Genomic DNA, 17462 nt, shown 5'->3' with positions numbered 1-17462 from the left:
AGGAAGAAGAGTTGTACATCAGATCGAAAGAAGCAGTTCAGATTCCGTTTCCCCGGGTATTCGGCTGAGTTCGGGCTTTCGACGGGCGGGTACAGTCGCCGCAGGGATGGGAGAGGTCACATGCGGCTTCGCTGTGCGGTGCTGGACGACTACCAGGGGGTGGCCACCGCCTCCGCCGACTGGTCGGTGCTCGGGGACCGGGTGGAGGTCGTCGCGCTGCGCGAGCACCTGGAGGGCGAGGACGCCCTCGCCGCGGCCCTCGCCGGCTACGACATCGTCGTCACCCTGCGCGAACGCGTCCCCTTCCCCGGCTCGCTGATCGCCCGCCTGCCCCGGCTGAAGCTGCTCGTCGCCTCCGGCATGCGCAACAGCGTCATCGACTACACCGCCGCCGAGGCGCACGGGGTCACCGTGTGCGGTACGGCGAGTTCGTCGACGCCTCCCGTGGAGCTGACCTGGGCACTGCTGCTGGGCCTGGCCCGCGGGATCGTCGAGGAGAGCGGCGCGCTGCGTTCGGGCGGGCCCTGGCAGTCCACCGTCGGCGCCGACCTGCACGGGCACCGGCTCGGCCTGCTCGGGCTCGGGAAGATCGGCAGCCGGGTGGCACGGATCGGACTCGCCTTCGGTATGCGGGTGAGCGCCTGGAGCCAGAACCTGACCGAGGAGCGGGCCGAGGAGGTGGGCGTGGAACTGGCCGCCGGCAAGGAGGACCTCCTGGCGACCAGTGACTTCGTCTCCGTCCATCTGGCCCTCGGGGAGCGCACCCGAGGACTGCTGGGCGCCGCCGAACTCACCCTCATGAAGCCGTCCGCCTACCTGGTCAACACCTCCCGCGCGGCGATCGTGGACCAGGACGCCCTGCTGGCCGCGCTGCGGGAGGGCCGGATCGCCGGGGCCGGCATCGACGTCTTCGACCTCGAGCCGCTGCCCGCGTCGCACCCGATGCGCACCGCGCCCCGCCTCCTCGCCACACCCCACCTCGGCTATGTCTCACGGGCCAACTACGCGACGTACTACGGCCAGGCGGTGGAGGACATCCGGGCGTACCTGGCGGGGTCGCCGGTACGCCGGCTGCCCTGAGGTTCTCCGGTACGACAGAGGGGTCCGGCCTTCGGATTCGGCAGCCGTTGTCCGGCATTCGCATTCGGCAGCCGTTGTCCGGCATTCGGGTTCGGCAGGCGACGTTCGGCCTTCGGCCTTCGGTTCCGGCAGCCCGGTGTCCGGCCGGGTCAGTCGGCTTCCGGGCAGCGGTAGATTCCCTCGCTCCGGTGCAGATGGTGGAGGTCCACCAGGTAGCGCCGGAGCGTCACATGGTCGATGTCGTCGGCGTCCTCGCACCAGGCCCGCAGGCGCTCGTTCACGATCCGTTCCGGGTAGGCGGCGCCCGGCTCGAAGGTCTGCTCGGCGATGTGCCGCAGCACCAGCTTCTTCCGGGTCCACTTGGCGGGCAGCCGTACCAGCCGCCCGTCCCGTACGAAGGTGTCCAGGACGGCGTCCGGCCCGTTCCCGGCCCGCGGTGCCCGCCGCTCCCGCCGCGCCAGCTCGCGGAACAGGCCGTAGGAGACGGTGAGCGCGCCCGCCGGGCCGTCCGTCACCGCCCCCTGCTCGCGCAGCCGGAGCAACGCCGCCGCCGTGTCCTTCGCGGACAGCCCGGCCGCCTCGGCGACCCGTTCGGGTGTGTCCGCGCCCAGGGCCACGGCGGCGAGGGCGCGCAGCCTGCGCTCCTCGGCCAGCAGGCCGATCAACTGCCTTGCCCGCTCGCTCGGGTCGGCGTCGACGCCAGGGTCGGCTTCCGTTTCGGCGGCGGTGCCTGAGTCCGTGGTCATGACCGGAGGCTAGGCGGGCGGCCCACCCGGACGCCTCCCGATTAACGCGCGCCGGGCGTGCGTCGGACGCGCGCCTGAAGTGCGGCGGACGTGCGCCGGACGTGCGCCGGCCCCGCTGTGCTCCACCGCCCCGGGGCCCCCGCTCCGCACTCCGCCGTGCTCCGCCGCCCGCGCGTCCCGTTGAACGGGTGATCCCCGGCTGATCGGCGTGACCAGCCCCCTGCCGGGCCGTTGAACGGGGAGCGCGGCGGCTGGTCCTGCCGCCGTACCCCCGAGCAAAAGGAGAACCTGATGTCTCGCATCGCGAAGGCGGCCGCCATCGCCCTCGGCACGGGTGCCGTGGTGATCGGCGGCGCCGGCCTCGCCCTGGCCGACGCGGGCGCCGAGGGTACGGCCCTCGACTCGGCCGGCGTGCTGTCCGGAAACGCGGCCCAGGTTCCGGTGCACGTCCCCGTGAACGTGTGCGGCGACACGGTCGACGTCATCGGTCTGCTGAACCCCGCGTTCGGCGACGTCTGCGGCAACGGCGGCGGCCACAAGGCCACCCCGGGCAACTCCGGCTCCGGCGCCTACGGCGACTGATCCGGCCGCACGGACAGCGAAGAGCCCCGGCACCTCGAGCGCCGGGGCTCTTCCTTTGTCCGCGCTCCGCTCACGCGTACCGGTAGATCCCGCTCACGTCCTCGAGCTGGTCCGGTGTCACGTCCCAGGGCGGCAGCTTCTGGTGCCGGGCGACGATCCGCCCGTGCTGCCGGTCCCCCGAGGGGGGCGGACTCGCGGGCAGATAGCGGTGGCTGCGGTGGGCGAGCTGCCACCGGTGCCACTGCATGTCGAGGAAGGCGTGGTGCAGCCAGAACACCGGGTCGTTGACGGACGCGCCGCCGAGCATGACACCGCCGACCCAGCGGTGCACCCGGTTGTGGTTGCGCCAGGAGGCGCTGCCGCTGCCGGGTCCCCAGCCCTCCAGCTTGTTGCGGAATCCCGTGGTGGCCGTCGAGTCCCAGGGCCGGGCGTCGTAGACGGGGTCGTCGAGGGCCCACTGGAGCTGGCTCCTGGTGGGCAGCGCGATGGGACTGGCGGCCCGGCCCAGGTCCCGGGTGAGGAACTTGCCGTCCGTGATCCCCACCCTGATGGTCCAGTGTCCCGCCGTGTAGGCGAAGGGGCCGGTCATCACCTGCCGGTCGGAGCGCCGCCCGTCGCCGCCGAGCACGTCCGCCGTCCACGGCACGGAGGTCTTCGTACGGTTCCGGGTCCAGTCCCAGTACGGCACCGTCACCGAGGAGTCCACCCGGCGCAGCGCCCGTTCCAGGTCCAGCAGGAACCTGCGGTGCCAGGGCAGGAAGGACGGGGCCATGTGGGCGGAACGCAGACCGGTCTCGCCGTCGGCGGTGTAGTGGTCGATGTGCATGCGCACGAACTCGTCGTACTCGCCGCGCCGTTTCAGCTCCAGCAGCGCGTTGACGAACCGGCGGCGCTCGGCGCGGGTCAGTGTGCTGACGTCCTTACGCACGTACGCCATGGCGCCCTCCCATGTGGTGCCCGGCCATCCGGCCGCCGACCGGGCCGGGGGCGAGGTCGCGCAGTTGCTGCCCGGGACCGATCTCGTCGACTGCCGCGCGGGTCGCCTCCAGCGCGGTGGGGTACGAGCCGTAGTGGTCGACCATGCTCAGCCAGGTGCCGTCGGCCCGGCGCATGAGGTGCAGCGGGTGGCCGTCGATGGTGACCTCCCAGTCGCCGTCGGCCTTGCGGCGCCCGGCGATCGGCACCAGGGCGCCGTGGATGCGGCGGCCCCGGTAGGTCTCGTCGAAGGAGTTGCCCCGGGGGCCGTGCCCGGCCGGCAGGGGGCGGGAGGCGGCGACGACCGGGGCGAGCGCCAGGGCGGCGCCGGTGGCCAGCAGCGCCCGGGCCGCCTCTCTGCGGGAGACTCTGCGACCGCCCGCCGCGACCTGCTGATTCGCCCCCACCGCGACGCCTCCGGCACCGACGACCATCTCTCACTCCTAGATCGGGATCAGATGTCCGTATCGGTAACCGACGGGACCGGGGCCGAGTCACCGATGAGGGCCATCCGGCGGTACGCGGCGCGCGGAATACGGCCGGGTGCCCCAGCCGGTCGCTCGGTGACCGATCGGCTCATCGGGTCGTCACTTCTCGACTCATCAGCTTTCAACTCATCGGTTCTTCATTCGTCCGCTCGTCGGCTCGTGGGCTCGTGGGCTCATGCGTTCGTCGTTCATCAGCCGGTCATTCTTGGGCTCGTCATTCATCGGCTCGCAGGCCGGGCCCGCGGGCGTCAGCCGCGCAGACGGCTGGCCGGCAGGACGACGAGCGTGCCGAGATCGGCGAGGCGGGCGGCGGGCGCGCTTGGGGTTGGGGTCACCGCGCGACCTTGCCGACGGGGTACAGCTCGGCCGGGTGGCCTCTCACCCCTTCGGCTCAGTGCCGGGTACCGCTCCACACGATCGGGGGAAGCGGTGTCGAACGCGCCGAGGGCCGGTCCCGCACGGTGCGGTACCGGCCTTCCTTCGACGCGTCGCCGGTGTGTCAGCTTTGCAGGGGGATGCCGCCGAGCAGCGGGTTCTGCTGGTTCACGGCGGTGGTGGCGTCCTTGACCGTGTGCAGGACGGAGCCCTTGTTCTCGGTGCTGAGCGCGTCCGACTGGTGCTTGAGCGGCATCACGTCGTGCACGGTGAGGGGGTGCTGGGCGAGCGTGTCCACGGCGCCGTTGAGGCTGGTGGGCCTGAGGTCGGCCGAGTTCTGGGCGAACGCGGGCGCGGCGGCACCGGCGAGGGCCAGGGAACCGGCAACGACAACGGCGGCCTTGAGGGACTTCATCGTGTTCCTTCCTTCGGCAACTCACGTCACCCCGGAGAATTCTGACGCCGTGCCTAACGAGTCGCCGTCGGGCCGGAAACCCTGCGAGGAAAAGGCATATGAGATGCCTTCGAGGCGGAGGCGGGGAAGTCGTCACCCGGTCGGCAGCGCCGGGACCGCCGGCAGACTGGGCACGGCCGGCAGGCTGGGCAGCGCCAGGCTCGGGGTGGGTGTCCCGGTGCCGGGGAGGGCCGGCTTGAGCAGGCCCAGCAGGTCGTTCACCACGCCGGTGGCGGCCGGCAGTACGTCGTCGCGGCTGGAGACGACGGCCTTGACCAGGGCGTCGATCGCGCCGGTCAGCGCGGCGAGCGCGTCACTCGTGGCGTCCCGGGCGGTGGGCGCCGCCATGCGGGCCGCACCGTCGGCGGCCGGCGGAGCCACGGCGGGGTCCGGCAGGCCGAGGGTCCGGCTCATGGCGCCGTCGGCGGGGACGGCGGGCGTGGCGGGGGCCTCGGGGCCGGTCGCCGCGGAGGGCGTCACCGCCGTCGGCACGGCTGTCATGGAGGGCGACGCGGCGGTGGACAGCGTCGGGTCCATGGAGGGCGACGCGGCGGTGGACAGCGTCGGGTCCATGGAAGGCGTCGCGGCACTCGTCGGCGTGTCCGCCGTAGCCGCGGGTGTCATCGCCGCGAGCGGCGTGGCCGGTGTGGCGGCGGTCGTCGGGACCCCGCTGGCCGCCTCGGTGACGGAGCGTTCGGCCGCCTCGCCCAGCCGGTGCGCCTCACTGGCAGTCAGCCGGCCCGTGCGGAGCGACTGTTCGAGCAGTTCCCTGACGGGCGCGGGGACGGAGCCGGTGTCGCTCAGCGCCTTGATCCGGGCGAGCAGCGGGGCGGCGCCGGGGACGGCAGGGCGGGAACCCGTCGGGGTGCGCTCACGGGCCAGGTCGGTGGCGACGGCGGCGGAGCCGGCGATGCCGACCAGGAAGGCGGCGCAGAGGGTGACGGACGCCAGACGCCGTGGAGGCAGCACACGCATGCGGGTTCCTTTCGGTGGGGCTGGAGTCTCAGCCACCGTTGAACCGCCGGTGTCGTACCGCAACCGCTCGGAGCCCGGGTGGAGCATCCGGCGGAGGCGGTACACGAACCGGCCGCCCGTCCGTGCGTGAGGCACGGGCGGGCGGCCGGCGAAGGGGGTGCGCCTCGGCGTCAGTCGCTGACGCAGCCGCTGCCGACTGCCGGGTTCAGCAGGCCGATGACGTCGACGGTGTCACCGCAGACGTTGACCGGCACGTGGATCGGGGCCTCGATGACATTGCCCGACAGCACGCCCGGGGAGTTGGCGGCGAGGCCGTCCGCACCCGAGTCGGCGGCGGCCACGCCGACACCGCCGGCGACGGCCGCGACGGCGGCGGAGGTCAGAACCAGACCCTTCGCGATACGCGACATGGAGAAGTGCTCCTTGGGATCGACACAAACATCCGGGCGGGATGCCCAGCGCTGTGTCAACGCGTGGCAGCCACCGGGGTTCCGCCGCCAAAGGGGTGATGTGTGCCGAAGTACCCTTTCACTATTCCGACACACTTGTCCGGTTTCTTCCGATTAATCCTTGCGCCTCATAGAGTTGCTGCCCTCTCCACCACGTGCGGGAGGAGGGACTGCACACCCCGATCACCGCCACGCAGATGTGTTCGAAGCCGACCCGGCTCGGCGGCGCGGTGGTGACCAGCCGGGCCTCCGGCTCGTTGCTCACCGGGACGCGGCGTGGACCGGCGCACACCTCGTGGCGGCGGACGCGCCGGCACGACACGCGTACCCACCCTCAGCCCCGAGCGCCCCTGTGAGCGAGGAACCCGAGAATGCACCGACCGGCACCCGATCCTCGGCCGCGGGTTCTGCATCTCGCGCAACCCGTCGACGGCGGGGTCGCCCGTGTCGTGCTCGACCTCGTGCGGGCTCAGCTGGCGTCCGGCGCCCAGGTCACCGTCGGCTGTCCCGGCGGTGACCTCGGCTCGGAGCTGCGGCGGACGGGCGCCGGATTCCGCCCCTGGCGGGCCACGCGGTCGCCGGGTCCGGGGCTGGCCGGTGAGGTGCGGCGGCTGGCACGTCTGATCGAAGAGGTGCGGCCCGAACTGGTGCACGCGCACAGCGCCAAGGCCGGGCTCGCCGCCCGGCTGGCGGTACGCGGCCGCATCCCGACCGTGTTCCAGCCGCACGCATGGTCGTTCGAGGCCGTCGGCGGAGTGACCGCGGGCCTCGCGCTGCGCTGGGAGCGCTGGGGCGCCCGGTGGGCCGACCGGGTGGTGTGCGTCAGCGAGGCGGAGCGTGCGACCGGAGTACGCGCCGGTGTCCACGCCTCGTACGCCGTCATCCCCAACGGCATCGACACCGCCCGCTTCTCCCCCGCACCCGCCGCCACGGCACCCGCCGCGCCCTCCCGCACCGCGCTTGCGCCGGACCTCGATCCGTCCGCGCCGCTCGTCGTCTGCGTCGGGCGGCTGTGCCGGCAGAAGGGCCAGGACGTGCTGCTGCGCGCCTGGGAGCAGGTCCGGCGCACGGCGCCGGACGCCCGGCTGGTGCTGGTCGGCGACGGACCCGACCGGGACGCGCTGCGCGCCCGGGCGCATCCCTCGGTCCGTTTCGCGGGCGCCGTCGACGACACCGTGCCCTGGTACCGGGCCGCCGACCTGGTGGTCCTGCCCTCGCGCTGGGAGGGCATGGCGCTCGCCCCGCTGGAGGCGCTGGCCTGCGGACGGCCCGTCGTACTCACCGATGTCGACGGCGCCCGGGAGAGCCTGCCCCCGGCCCTCGCGCCCCACTGTCTGGTGCCGGCGGCGGACCCCGTGGCGCTGGCCGCGGCCGTCACCGCGCTGCTCGCCGACGTCCCCCTGCGCGCCGCCCTGGCGGACCAGGGGCGCCGTCACGTCCTGTCCACGCACGACGTGCGGCACACCGCCGAGCGGGTCGCGGACCTCTACCGCGACCTCCTCGGGTCCCGGCCACCCGTGTCCTTCGAGCGCAGGGAGTCCATCCTCTCGTGACCGCGGAAAGTACCGTCCCCTCCACCGGCGGCCAGCCATGGGACCACGGACTCTCGCCCCTCTCGGTGCTGCCCGCCCGCGCCACCGGCGGGTCCCGGTTCCCGGTGCGCCGGCCGCCCGCGCGGCCCGCCTCGCCGCTGCCCCTGCTCGCCGCCGACGTGCTCGCCGCCTGCGCGGGCGCGCTCGCCCTGGAAGGCGCCGTCCACCGGCCGTTACTGGTCGCCGTGCTGGTGGCGGGCACCATACTGCTACGGCCGCGTACGGCGCGGCCGGTGCTCGGCGTGCTCGACGAACTGCCCGCCGTCTGCGGCCGGATCGCGGTCACCTGGCTCGCCGTGGCCACGCTGCGAGCCGCCTACGACCCCGGTCTGGCGCTGTCCGCCCGCGGTCTGCTGCTCGGCTGGACGCTGCACGCGGCCGTGGCCTGCGCGGGGCGCGGCGCGGTGCACTGGCGGCGCCGTGCCGTCCTGGCCGGCCACCCGCGCCCGGCGCTGGTCGTCGGCCCCGCCGCGACCGCGCAGCGGGTGGCCGCCGCGCTGCTGCGGCATCCGCGCTGCGGGGTGCGGCCGGTGGGCGTCGTGGCGGAACACCCCGAAGGCCCGGGCGGGCTGCCCGTGCTCACCACGGACGAGGAGGTGGGACGCGCGCTCATCCAGAACGGCGTGCGGGTCGTCCTCACCGTCGCACCGGCCGTGCGCACCGAGCGGGCGCCGCTGCTGCGGACGCTGCTGGAGGCGGGCTGCACGGTGTGGGAGGTGGACCCGGAAAGCCCGGCGCACGGGTCGGGCGACCAGCTCGCCGGGTTCGCGGTGCACCACCTGGACCTGGGTTCGGGGCGGCGCGGGAGCCTCGGCAAGCGGCTGCTGGACCTGCTGGTGTCCGGGGCGCTGCTGGTGCCGGTCTCCCCCGTGCTGCTGGTGTGCGCGGTGGTGCTCCGGCTCACCGACGGACCCGGTGTGCTGTTCCGGCAGGAACGCATCGGCAAGGACGGGCGCGCCTTCACACTGCTGAAGTTCCGCACCCACCGCCCGGTCGACCAGCACGAGGCGGCCACCCGGTGGAGCGTGGCGGGCGAGCGCGACATGAGCCGCTTCTGCCGTTTCCTGCGGCGGTCCTCGCTGGACGAGCTGCCGCAGCTGTGGAACGTGTTCCGGGGCGACATGAGCCTGGTCGGGCCGCGTCCCGAACGGCCCTACTTCGTCTCCCTGTTCAGCCAGAACCACCCCGGCTACGCGGCCCGCCACCGCATGCGGACCGGCATCACCGGGCTCGCCCAGATCAACGGCCTGCGCGGCGACACCTCCATCGAGGACCGGGCCCGCTTCGACAACGCCTACATCGACAACTGGTCGCTGTGGCAGGACGTCTGCATCCTGCTGCGCACCGCGGTCGCGCTCGTGCGGTCGGCGGGGAGCTGACCGATGAGCCTCGCCCTGCCGCTCCACCGCCCGTTCAGGCCCTCGCCGGTGCTGTCCGTGGTGGCCGTGGTCGCGCTGCTCGCGCTGCCGGGCCAGCCCGGCGGCGAGGGTGGCGCGGGCCCGGCCGACGCCATGTCCGCCGTGGTCGTCGCCCACTGCGCCGTACGGCTCCTGCGGGAACGCCGGCGCCCGCTGTCCCGTACCGCCGCCGTCGTGCTCGGGCTGCCGGTCGCGGGCCTCGCGCTCGCCGCGATGGGTGCGGTGTCACCGGGCTCCGGAATCACCGGCCTCGGCCGCTACCTGCAGATCTTCGTCCTCGTACCCGCCGCCGTCCTCCTGCTGGTTCGCGACCGGCGCGACTTCCGGCTGCTGGCCTGGTCGCTCGTGGCGCTCGCGCTGTGGCAGGGGATCCTCGGGGTGCACCAGTACGTCACCGGCACGGGGGCGTCGTACGAGGGCGAGGACGTCCGCGCGGTGGGCACCTTCGGGGCGTCGGACGTGATGGGCATGGCGACGGTGGTGTCCTTCGGGCTGGTCTGCGCGGTGGGCCTGGCGCTGGGCCGGGCGTCGGGGCGCGAGCGGTGGACCGCGGCGGCCTGCGCCCTGGCCCTGCTGCCGCCGCTCGCCCTGTCCTTCAGCCGCGGCGCCTGGATCGCCACCGTCGTGACCGTCACCGTCCAGCTCGCGCTGGCCGGCCCGCGCCGGGCGCTTCGGGTGGGGGCGGCGGCGGTGGCCGCGGGCGTGGTCCTGGTGGGCGGCTTCGGGGTGGGTACGGCGATGCTGCAGGAGCGGTTCGACAGCATCACCCAGGTCGCCGACGCGCCCGACCAGTCCGTCACCGACCGGTACACCATGTGGGCGGCGGCCACCGACATGTGGCGGGAACACCCGCTGACCGGCGTCGGTCTCAAGGGCTTCCCCGAGTACCGGGACGGCCACGCCTCGCTGGCGCTGTCCTCGGGCAGCGACACGGCGGGCGCGGGCGCCGCCTTCCGCCGCCAGCCGCTGCTCTCCCCGCACAACATGTACCTGCTGGTGCTCGGCGAGCAGGGTCTCCTCGGGCTGCTGGGTCTGGCGGGCGGCTGGCTGGCCCTGCTGGTGTGCGCGCTGCGGAACCTGTGGCGGACCCGGCGTTCGCGCGGGGGCCGGGAGTGCGCGCTGGTCGCCTGCGGACTGCTGGTCTGGCAGCTGGTCGACTTCGCCTACGCCGACATCGGCGGCCCCTCGACCGTGCTGACCGCGGTGTGCCTGGGGCTGGCGGCCTGGTGGGCGCTGTCCGGCAACGCCACGGCCGAACGCGCCGCGGAGCCGGGAGAGGCGGCCGCGCGATGACGGCGATCCCGTCCCGCGAACCGCGGGACCCCCGGGCACCGGCCGGGCCCGCGGCGAGCCCCGAGGCCGGCGGGCCGGCCGGGCCGCCGGCGGAATCCGCCGCTGCGGGGCCGGTGGGCGGGGTGCCCCTGCCGGCCGCGCGGACGGCCGCACGAGGTGGCGCCGTGCCCGGAGCGGAGGCGACGTCAGGCGCCGGTGCCACGCCCGGCGCGGGTGCCATGGCCGACGTGGACGCGATGCCCGGCGCAAGCATCACGCCCGGCGCGGGTGCCATGGCCGACCTGGATGCCATGCCCGGCACGGACATCACGCCCGGCACGGATGCCGGGCCCGGCACAGACGCGACGCCCGGCGCCGGAGACGGCACCGCCCCGGAGTCCGGCCCCGACCCCGGGTCCGGCCGCGCATCCGCCCTCACGCCCGAACCCACCCCGCCCATCCCCCGGTTCCTCGCCCGCGCCGCTCTGGTCACCGCCTCCCTCTCGGTCGCCGGCTCCCTCCTCGGGTTGCTGCGCGACCAGTCGCTGGCGCAGCTCTTCGGGGCCGGGCGGGACACCGACGCCTTCCTGGTCGCCTGGACCGTGCCGGAGTTCGCGGCCACGCTGCTCATCGAGGAGGGGCTGGCGTTCGCGCTGATCCCGGCGTTCAGCGCCGCCCTGGCCCGGCGTGCGCAGGGCGCCCCGGGCGATCCCGTGCGGTCCCTGGTGGCAGGAAGCCTGCCCCGGCTGGCACTGGCCTTCACGGCGGTGGGCGCGCTGCTCGCCGCCGCCGCGCCGCAACTGGTCGGGGTGCTCGCGCCCGGGCTGCCCGACCCCGCCCTCGCCGTCGACTGCACCCGGCTCACCGCGACCTGTGTGCTCAGCTTCGGGCTCGCCGGGTACTGCAGCGCGGCGCTGCGGGCCCACGGCCGCTACCTGGCCCCGGCGGCGATCTACGTCGTGTACAACATCGGCATCATCACGGCGATGTTCGGGCTCGGCGGGCGCTGGGGGGTGCGCTCGGCGGCGTTCGGGGTCGCGGCCGGCGGATGCCTGATGGTGCTGGTCCAACTGCCGGACCTGGTGCGCCGGTTGCGCGACCGCCGGGTGACGCGGGCCGTCTCCGGGGACGCCGCCGGCGCCCGGCCCGTGGACGTCGCGCTGATGGCCACCGTGCTGCTGTTCGGGCTGTGCCGGCAGTCGCAGGTGCTCATCGAGCGGTTCCTCGCCTCTCAGCTGCCCGCCGGGGCCATCTCGCACCTGAACTACGCGCAGAAGGTCGCGCAGATCCCGATGATGCTGTCGATGATGCTGTGCACGGTCACCTTCCCGGTGGTGGCCCGGGCCCTCGCGGACGGCGACTCCGAGCGGGCCCGGACGAGGGTGGAGCGCGATCTGGCGGTGGCCGCCGGTCTGGTGCTGCTCGGCACCGCGGCCGTCCTCTCCTGCGCCCCGCTGATCATCCGGCTCCTCTTCCAGCGCGGCGCGTTCACCGCCGCCGACACCGCGGCCACGGCGGACGTCATGCGGGTGTACGCGCTCGGCCTGCTCGGCCAGACCCTGACGGGCGTGCTGGTCCGCTCCTACTTCTCGGCGGGCCGCGCCACCTGGTACCCGCTCGCCGCCATGGCCGCGGGCATCGCCGCGACCGCCTGGATCGGCGCCGGCACCATCGGCTCCTGGGGCGTCACCGGCATCGCCGCCGCCAACGCCGCGGGGATCACCGTCACCGCCGTCCTGCTGCTGTCCGGGCTGGCCTCGCGCAGCGTGCCCGTGCGGGCCCGGGGCGTGCTGCGCGAGCTGAGCCGGCCGCTGGGAGCCGCCGCGGTGGCCACCCCGGCGGGGGCGTTCGCCGCGAGCCTGCCCACCGCCCCGCTCGCCGGTCTGCTGGCCGGCGGCACCACCGTGACCGTCGTGTTCGTCCTGCTCGGCCATGCCCTGGGCGCCCAGGGCTGCACCTTCGTCATCCGAATCGTCCGCACCCTCGCCGGAAGGCTCGCCCATGCCGTCCTCCGTTGAGTCACCCCGGCGCGCAGCCGCCGCGGGCCCGGGCCGCGTCCCGTGGATCGCCATGTACCACTCGGTCGGTGACCGCGCCGACGACCCGTACCGGATCACCGTCACGCCCGACCGGCTGGAGCGGCAGCTTCGCTGGCTGCACGGCCGGGGCCTGCGGGGGGTGTCGGTGCGCGAACTGCTCACCGCCCGTGCCCGCGGGGAGGGGCGCGGTCTGGTCGGGCTCACCTTCGACGACGGTTACGCCGACTTCCTGACCGGCGCGGTCGACGTGCTGGCCCGCTGGGAGTGCACGGCCACCCTGTTCGCGCTGCCCGGCCGGCTCGGCGGCGACAACGCGTGGGACCCGCTGGGCCCGCGCAAGCCGCTGCTGACCGCCGACGGGATCCGGCGCGTGGCCCGGGCGGGCGTGGAGATCGGCTCGCACGGTCTGACCCACGTCGACCTGACACGGGCCGACGACCTCACGCTCAAGGCCGAGACCGTCGAGAGCCGGGTCCTGCTCGAAGGGCTGACCGGCGCTCCGGTCACCGGCTTCTGCTATCCGTACGGCACGGTCGACGCCCGCGCCGCCGACGCGGTGCGGGAGGCCGGGTACGACTACGCCTGCGCCATCGACCCCGGCGCGCTGACCGGCCCGTACGCCCTGCCCCGGGTGTACGTCGGGCAGCACGACACCGATGTGCGCCTGTCTCTGAAGTACCGGCTGCACCGGCTGCGCCGCCGGCCGGTGCCGGAGGGGCCGCGGTGAGGGCGCTGCACATCATCACCGGACTCGGGGTGGGCGGCGCCGAGCAGCAGCTGCGTCTGCTGCTGCGGCACTTGCCCGCCCGGTGCGACGTGGTGACGCTGACCAACCCCGGGCCGGTGGCCGACGGGCTGGCCGCCGACGGGGTGCGGGTGACGCACCTCGGCATGAGCGGCAACCGGGACGTGGCGGCGCTGCCCCGCCTGGCCCGTGTCATCCGGCGCGGCCGCTACGACCTCGTGCACACCCACCTCTACCGGGCCTGCCTGTACGGCCGGATCGCGGCCCGGCTGGCCGGGGTGCGCGCTGTCGTGGCCACCGAACACTCCCTCGGCGACTCGCAGATGGAGGGGCGGCCGCTCACGGCGGGGGTGCGCGCGCTGTACCTGGCCGGCGAACGGCTGGGCCGGACCACCGTCGCGGTCTCCCCCACGGTCGCCGACCGGCTCACCCTGTGGGGGGTGCCCCGGCCGCGCATCGCGGTGGTGCCCAACGGCATCGACCTCGACGGGTTCCGTTTCGACCCGGCACGGCGGCGGCTGACCCGCGCCCGGCTCGGGCTGCCGGACGACGCGTTCGTCATCGGCGGCATCGGCCGGCTCGTTCCCGGCAAACGCTTCGACGTCCTGATCCGGGCCCTCGCCCGGCTCCCGGACGACTGCAGGCTGCTGCTGGTCGGCGGCGGCCCGGAGGAGGCCGCCCTGCGCCGGGCCGCCGAGGAGGCCGGCGTCGCCGGCCGGGTGCTGTTCGCCGGTGAGCGGCCCTACGCCCCGGACGGCTCGCCCGGTCCCGAACTGCCCGCGCTGACCTCGGCGATGGACGTGCTCGCCGCGCCGTCCACGCAGGAGGCCTTCGGGCTGGCCGTCGTCGAGGCGCTGGCGGCCGGGCTGCCGGTGCGCTACGCCTCCTGCCCGGCCGTCGAGGACCTGCCGCCCGAGGCCGCCCCGGGCGCGCTGCGCGTCACGGGCGGCGCCGACGCCTACGCCCGCGCGCTCGCCGGGGTGCGCGCCGCCGGACCCGGCCCCCGCAGCGCCCCCGAGGCGCCCCGCCACTACTGCATCACCCGCAGCGCCGCCCGGCTCATGGACGTCTACACGGCGGCGCTGGCCGGCACGTTCCCCAGGTCCCGATCTCCCGAGGAAGTCAGCTCGCCATGACCGAGAATCCCAGCCGGCACTCCCGCCCGGCCCGCTTCAGGCGCCTGCGCGCGCTTCCGCCCTGGTCCCTGGTGGCGGCCGGCGTCCTCACGGGCGGGCTGCTCGGCGGTGCTTACGGCGTGCTGAAGCCGCCGGTGTACACGGCCACCAGCTACGTCATCGCCGTACCCACCGAGAGCTCCGACTCCGCCGCCGCGGTCGGCTTCGCCCAGGCCTACGGCCGGGTCGCCACCGACCTCGCGGTGCTCGGTGACGCGCAGGTGTGGGCCGGGGTGCCGGTGAACACCCTGCGCGGCAGTGTGCGCACGGCCACTTCGCCGGACGCCCCGATGGTGGCCGTCTCCGCCACCTCGGGCCGCCCGGCCAAGGCCGCCGACATGGCCAACGCGGTCGCCCGCTCCCTGGCCCAGCACGCCAACGCCACCAAGGCCGACACCCATGTCGAGCTGGTGCAGTTCTCCCGGGCCCCGCGGCCGACCGCGCCCACCTCGGCCTCCCCCGTGGTCACGGGCCTGGTCGGGACGAGTGCGGGCGGACTGCTCGGCGCCCTGGTGCTGCTGGTACGGCCCCGGCGCAGGCCCGAGGACGAGGCCGGCGCCGAGCTCCGCCCGGCGTCGGTGCCCGGCCCGGCCGTCGCCTCCGACGCGCACGGCCAGCTGTGACGGCCGTCTGCCCGTCGGTCCGGGCCCACACCACCGACCTCGTCACCGACGAGGACGCCTTCGCCGCGCTGGCCCCGGCCTGGGGGCGGCTGTACGAGCGGTGCGCCACCGCGACCCCGTTCCAGCACCACGCCTGGCTGGACTCGTGGTGGCGGTCGTACGGCGGGCGGGGCCGGCTACGGGTGCTGCTGGTGCGCTCCGGTGACGAACTGGTCGGCGCGGCGCCACTGATGTTGGTCCGCCGCCCGCTGCCGGCGCTGGTGCCGCTGGGCGGGTCGATCTCCGACTACGGGGACGTCCTGCTGGACGACGCCGACGACGGGCGGGCGGCCGACGCCCTCGCCGACGCCCTGTGGGACGCGGCCCGCACCGCCCTGGTCGACTTCCGTGAGGTGCGGCCCGGTGGTGCGGTGGAGCGGGTCTACGACCGCTGGCGCGGGCCGCGCCGCACGGTCCGCGACTCGCTGTGCCTGGAGCTCCCCGCCGTCCCGCTGGCCGAGCTGGCCGCCCGGCTGCCCACGAAGCGGGCCCAGCGGGTCCGCGCGCAACTGCGCCGGCATGAGTCGCTGGGCGTGGTGCGGCACGTGTCCCGGCCCGACGAGGCGGCCGGGGCCCTGCACCGGATGCTGGAGCTGCACCGGCTGCAGTGGCAGGAGCGCAAGGTGACGGCCGAGCACATGCTGCCGCGGTTCCGCGAGCATCTGGTGCGCGCGGTGCCCGAGCTGGTCCGCTCCGGGAGCGCGGTCGTCACCGAGTTCCGGATCGGCGACGACGTGCTCGCCGTCGACCTGACGCTGCGGTCCCGGAGCCTGGCCGGCGGCTATCTGTACGGCGCGCATCCGCGGCTGCGGGAGAGCAAGGCGGACGTGGCCGTGATGCTGCTGGACGCCTGCAGCGAGCAGGCCGCGCGCATCGGTGGCGCGGACGGAGGCGGCACGCTGAGTCTGCTGCGCGGCAACGAGCCGTACAAGATGCACTGGCGGCCCGAACAGGTCCCCAACCGGCGGCTGCTGATGGCCCGGCGGCGGACCGCGCCGCTGCTGTCGGCCACGCTGTTCGGCGCGGCCGCCCGGCAGCGGGGCGGCAAGGCGCTGCGCCGGTGGCGGGAGCGGCCGTCGGGCTGACGCCGGGGCCCGCCCGTGGCGGGCCTCACCAGTCGAGGCAGAACTTCCGGCCGAGCCAGTACTTCACCCAGTCGGCCGGGTCCGGGGCCGGGCAGTCGCCGGCCGGCTCCGGCGTGGGCGCGGTGGACTTCGTGGGCTCCGGGACCGGCGTGGACGGCGTCGGTGCCGGAGCCGCGGGCTGCGCGTCGCGGCCGTACAGGAAGGACCGGTAGACCTGGGACGAACGGGGGTTCTGCGCGCACTGCCACACGCCGTGCGGGCAGTAGTCCGTGAGGGTGTTGTACAGCGGCTTGTGTTCCTCGATCCAGGCCAGCATGCCCCGCATGTAGTCGGTGTTGTCGCCGTTGCGGAAGAGTCCCCACTCCGGATAGGAGATGGGCTTGTGGTGCGCCTCGGCGAAGTCGACGTGCTGCCGCAGCCCGTAGGGCTCCTTCACCTGTTCGCCGAACGTCAGTCCGGCCGGCTGGTCGTAGGCGTCCATGCCGATGATGTCGACGGTGTCGTCCCCGGGATAGCACTCGGTCCACGGGACGCCGTCCCGGCCGCGGCTCGGGGTGAAGTCGAACCGGAACCGCTGGCCCGGCACCGACCGCATGACCGTGACGATCCGCTTCCAGTACGTCTTCCAGGCCGCCGGGTCCGGTCCGCAGCGGTGGGTGTAGGTGACGCCGTTCATCTCCCAGCCGAGGACCAGCACGGTGTCGGGGACCTTCGACTCCACCAGCCGCTCGGCCAGCGTCCGGAAGTGCTGGTCGAACTCCCCGGCCGCCCCCTGCCGGAGCAGTTCGCGCACCTGGTCGTCGGAGACGTTCTCCTCGTTGCGCTCCTGCATCGGCACGTTGAGCACGAGCGTGCGGTCCGCCTGCGCGCGCCGCCACCGCGCCCAGGCGTCCAGGAAGCCGGACGGGCCCTCGATGTCGGTCCATCTGCCGCCGGGCAGATAGGTGTGCGCGACCTTCGGCTCGGTGCCGCCGAGCCAGCGCCGCAGCCCCGACAGGCGGGTCACCCCGAGCGGCCCCGAGTCGAGGAAGGCTCCGAAGGGAGCGATGCCGGCGGCCGCCTTCGTGGCGTCGGGCGAGGCCGAGCCCGGTGGTGTGGCCGGTGCGGTGGTCGCGGGTGCGGAGGCGGCGGACGGGGACGCCGTGGGCGCGGGTGGCGCCGGTGTGGAGGTCACCGGGCCGGGAACCGGTCCCGCCGCCAGGATCGCCGCGGCGGTGATCCCGGCCGCGATGAGCGTCAGCCGGTACCGGGGCCTTCGCCGCTGTGGAGCCATGCCGGGATCCTCCCTCTCCCGCACGCCCGCCTGCTCGCCCGGCGGTTGCTGTTACTGACACCCAGTCATACGAACGG

At 74.8% G+C, this 17462-nt stretch carries 17 protein-coding genes; 10 read left to right on the top strand and 7 right to left on the bottom strand.

Annotated features, from left to right (window positions below):
• The first annotated feature begins 120 nt into the window (after positions 1-120).
• On the top strand, positions 121-1080 hold the full coding sequence (locus tag ABZ478_RS01350) for a D-2-hydroxyacid dehydrogenase family protein (protein ID WP_359544455.1): 960 nt from the start codon (positions 121-123) through the stop codon (positions 1078-1080).
• A 149-nt stretch (positions 1081-1229) separates the two neighbouring features.
• Here the strand turns inward: ABZ478_RS01350 and ABZ478_RS01345 are convergent, their stop codons facing one another.
• Positions 1230-1826, bottom strand: coding sequence for a DUF2087 domain-containing protein (locus tag ABZ478_RS01345; protein ID WP_359544454.1), 597 nt, complete (start codon positions 1824-1826; stop codon positions 1230-1232).
• A 291-nt stretch (positions 1827-2117) separates the two neighbouring features.
• Here ABZ478_RS01345 and ABZ478_RS01340 point away from each other — a divergent pair, with 291 nt between their 5' ends.
• Positions 2118-2408, top strand: a complete 291-nt coding sequence (locus ABZ478_RS01340) for a chaplin (protein WP_359544453.1) — start codon at positions 2118-2120, stop codon at positions 2406-2408.
• 70 nt (positions 2409-2478) lie between these two features.
• On the opposite strand, the gene ABZ478_RS01335 is transcribed toward ABZ478_RS01340, so the two are convergent.
• The 5 genes from ABZ478_RS01335 to ABZ478_RS01315 all read right to left on the bottom strand — a co-directional run bounded on the left by ABZ478_RS01335 (position 2479) and on the right by ABZ478_RS01315 (position 6085).
• Positions 2479-3345: a tyrosinase family protein gene (locus tag ABZ478_RS01335; RefSeq protein ID WP_359544452.1), complete on the bottom strand. Its 867-nt coding sequence runs from the start codon at positions 3343-3345 to the stop codon at positions 2479-2481.
• The gene (locus ABZ478_RS01330) at positions 3329-3817 is read right to left on the bottom strand and encodes a tyrosinase family oxidase copper chaperone (protein ID WP_359544450.1); all 489 of its coding nucleotides are present in this window, start codon (positions 3815-3817) and stop codon (positions 3329-3331) included. The genes ABZ478_RS01335 and ABZ478_RS01330 overlap by 17 nt, the downstream gene beginning before the upstream one ends.
• A gap of 553 nt (positions 3818-4370) precedes the next feature.
• Entirely contained in the window at positions 4371-4661 is a 291-nt protein-coding gene (locus ABZ478_RS01325; RefSeq protein WP_359544449.1) for a hypothetical protein, read from the bottom strand.
• A gap of 132 nt (positions 4662-4793) precedes the next feature.
• Positions 4794-5675: a hypothetical protein gene (locus ABZ478_RS01320; protein ID WP_359544448.1), complete on the bottom strand. Its 882-nt coding sequence runs from the start codon at positions 5673-5675 to the stop codon at positions 4794-4796.
• A 170-nt stretch (positions 5676-5845) separates the two neighbouring features.
• Positions 5846-6085, bottom strand: a complete 240-nt coding sequence (locus ABZ478_RS01315) for a chaplin (RefSeq protein ID WP_359544447.1) — start codon at positions 6083-6085, stop codon at positions 5846-5848.
• A 410-nt stretch (positions 6086-6495) separates the two neighbouring features.
• Here ABZ478_RS01315 and ABZ478_RS01310 point away from each other — a divergent pair, with 410 nt between their 5' ends.
• The 8 genes from ABZ478_RS01310 (at position 6496) to ABZ478_RS01275 (ending at position 16112) form a co-directional block, all read left to right on the top strand.
• Positions 6496-7677, top strand: a complete 1182-nt coding sequence (locus ABZ478_RS01310; RefSeq protein WP_359544446.1) for a glycosyltransferase — start codon at positions 6496-6498, stop codon at positions 7675-7677.
• A complete protein-coding gene (locus ABZ478_RS01305) occupies positions 7674-9095 on the top strand; it encodes a sugar transferase (protein ID WP_359544445.1) in 1422 nt (473 codons plus the stop codon). Before ABZ478_RS01310 ends, ABZ478_RS01305 begins: the two co-directional genes overlap by 4 nt.
• 3 nt (positions 9096-9098) lie before the next feature.
• On the top strand, positions 9099-10427 hold the full coding sequence (locus tag ABZ478_RS01300) for an O-antigen ligase family protein (protein ID WP_359544444.1): 1329 nt from the start codon (positions 9099-9101) through the stop codon (positions 10425-10427).
• Between the two features lie 272 nt (positions 10428-10699).
• Positions 10700-12424, top strand: a complete 1725-nt coding sequence (locus ABZ478_RS01295; protein WP_359544984.1) for a lipid II flippase MurJ — start codon at positions 10700-10702, stop codon at positions 12422-12424.
• Positions 12408-13172, top strand: a complete 765-nt coding sequence (locus ABZ478_RS01290; protein ID WP_359544443.1) for a polysaccharide deacetylase family protein — start codon at positions 12408-12410, stop codon at positions 13170-13172. Before ABZ478_RS01295 ends, ABZ478_RS01290 begins: the two co-directional genes overlap by 17 nt.
• Complete coding sequence (locus ABZ478_RS01285) at positions 13169-14326, top strand: glycosyltransferase (RefSeq protein ID WP_359544441.1); 1158 nt, start codon at positions 13169-13171, stop codon at positions 14324-14326. The genes ABZ478_RS01290 and ABZ478_RS01285 overlap by 4 nt, the downstream gene beginning before the upstream one ends.
• On the top strand, positions 14323-14988 hold the full coding sequence (locus ABZ478_RS01280; RefSeq protein WP_359544440.1) for a lipopolysaccharide biosynthesis protein: 666 nt from the start codon (positions 14323-14325) through the stop codon (positions 14986-14988). Before ABZ478_RS01285 ends, ABZ478_RS01280 begins: the two co-directional genes overlap by 4 nt.
• Positions 14985-16112 (top strand): GNAT family N-acetyltransferase, encoded by a 1128-nt coding sequence (locus ABZ478_RS01275; RefSeq protein ID WP_359544439.1) that lies wholly within the window; start codon positions 14985-14987, stop codon positions 16110-16112. Before ABZ478_RS01280 ends, ABZ478_RS01275 begins: the two co-directional genes overlap by 4 nt.
• Positions 16113-16137: 25 nt before the next feature.
• Here ABZ478_RS01275 and ABZ478_RS01270 read toward each other — a convergent pair whose 3' ends face one another.
• On the bottom strand, positions 16138-17385 hold the full coding sequence (locus ABZ478_RS01270; protein WP_359544438.1) for a glycosyl hydrolase: 1248 nt from the start codon (positions 17383-17385) through the stop codon (positions 16138-16140).
• Between the last annotated feature and the right edge of the window lie 77 nt (positions 17386-17462).

This window comes from Streptomyces sp. NPDC005706 (assembly GCF_040631045.1).
In the GTDB taxonomy this organism is placed as follows: Bacteria; Actinomycetota; Actinomycetes; order Streptomycetales; family Streptomycetaceae; genus Streptomyces.
Note: the sequence above shows the minus strand (reverse complement) of the source record. Positions and strands in the feature narration are given on the sequence as shown.

What these genes read in the sequence shown, in the direction of transcription:
- ABZ478_RS01325 (WP_359544449.1), bottom strand. Translation starts at nt 4,661, where the DNA reads ATGAAGTCCCTCAAGGCCGCCGTTGTCGTTGCCGGTTCCCTGGCCCTC.
- ABZ478_RS01280 (WP_359544440.1), top strand. Translation starts at nt 14,323, where the DNA reads ATGACCGAGAATCCCAGCCGGCACTCCCGCCCGGCCCGCTTCAGGCGC.
- ABZ478_RS01300 (WP_359544444.1), top strand. Translation starts at nt 9,099, where the DNA reads ATGAGCCTCGCCCTGCCGCTCCACCGCCCGTTCAGGCCCTCGCCGGTG.
- ABZ478_RS01315 (WP_359544447.1), bottom strand. Translation starts at nt 6,085, where the DNA reads ATGTCGCGTATCGCGAAGGGTCTGGTTCTGACCTCCGCCGCCGTCGCG.
- ABZ478_RS01350 (WP_359544455.1), top strand. Translation starts at nt 121, where the DNA reads ATGCGGCTTCGCTGTGCGGTGCTGGACGACTACCAGGGGGTGGCCACC.
- ABZ478_RS01335 (WP_359544452.1), bottom strand. Translation starts at nt 3,345, where the DNA reads ATGGCGTACGTGCGTAAGGACGTCAGCACACTGACCCGCGCCGAGCGC.
- ABZ478_RS01310 (WP_359544446.1), top strand. Translation starts at nt 6,496, where the DNA reads ATGCACCGACCGGCACCCGATCCTCGGCCGCGGGTTCTGCATCTCGCG.
- ABZ478_RS01330 (WP_359544450.1), bottom strand. Translation starts at nt 3,817, where the DNA reads ATGGTCGTCGGTGCCGGAGGCGTCGCGGTGGGGGCGAATCAGCAGGTC.
- ABZ478_RS01295 (WP_359544984.1), top strand. Translation starts at nt 10,700, where the DNA reads ATGGCCGACCTGGATGCCATGCCCGGCACGGACATCACGCCCGGCACG.
- ABZ478_RS01345 (WP_359544454.1), bottom strand. Translation starts at nt 1,826, where the DNA reads ATGACCACGGACTCAGGCACCGCCGCCGAAACGGAAGCCGACCCTGGC.
- ABZ478_RS01320 (WP_359544448.1), bottom strand. Translation starts at nt 5,675, where the DNA reads ATGCGTGTGCTGCCTCCACGGCGTCTGGCGTCCGTCACCCTCTGCGCC.
- ABZ478_RS01270 (WP_359544438.1), bottom strand. Translation starts at nt 17,385, where the DNA reads ATGGCTCCACAGCGGCGAAGGCCCCGGTACCGGCTGACGCTCATCGCG.
- ABZ478_RS01340 (WP_359544453.1), top strand. Translation starts at nt 2,118, where the DNA reads ATGTCTCGCATCGCGAAGGCGGCCGCCATCGCCCTCGGCACGGGTGCC.
- ABZ478_RS01290 (WP_359544443.1), top strand. Translation starts at nt 12,408, where the DNA reads ATGCCGTCCTCCGTTGAGTCACCCCGGCGCGCAGCCGCCGCGGGCCCG.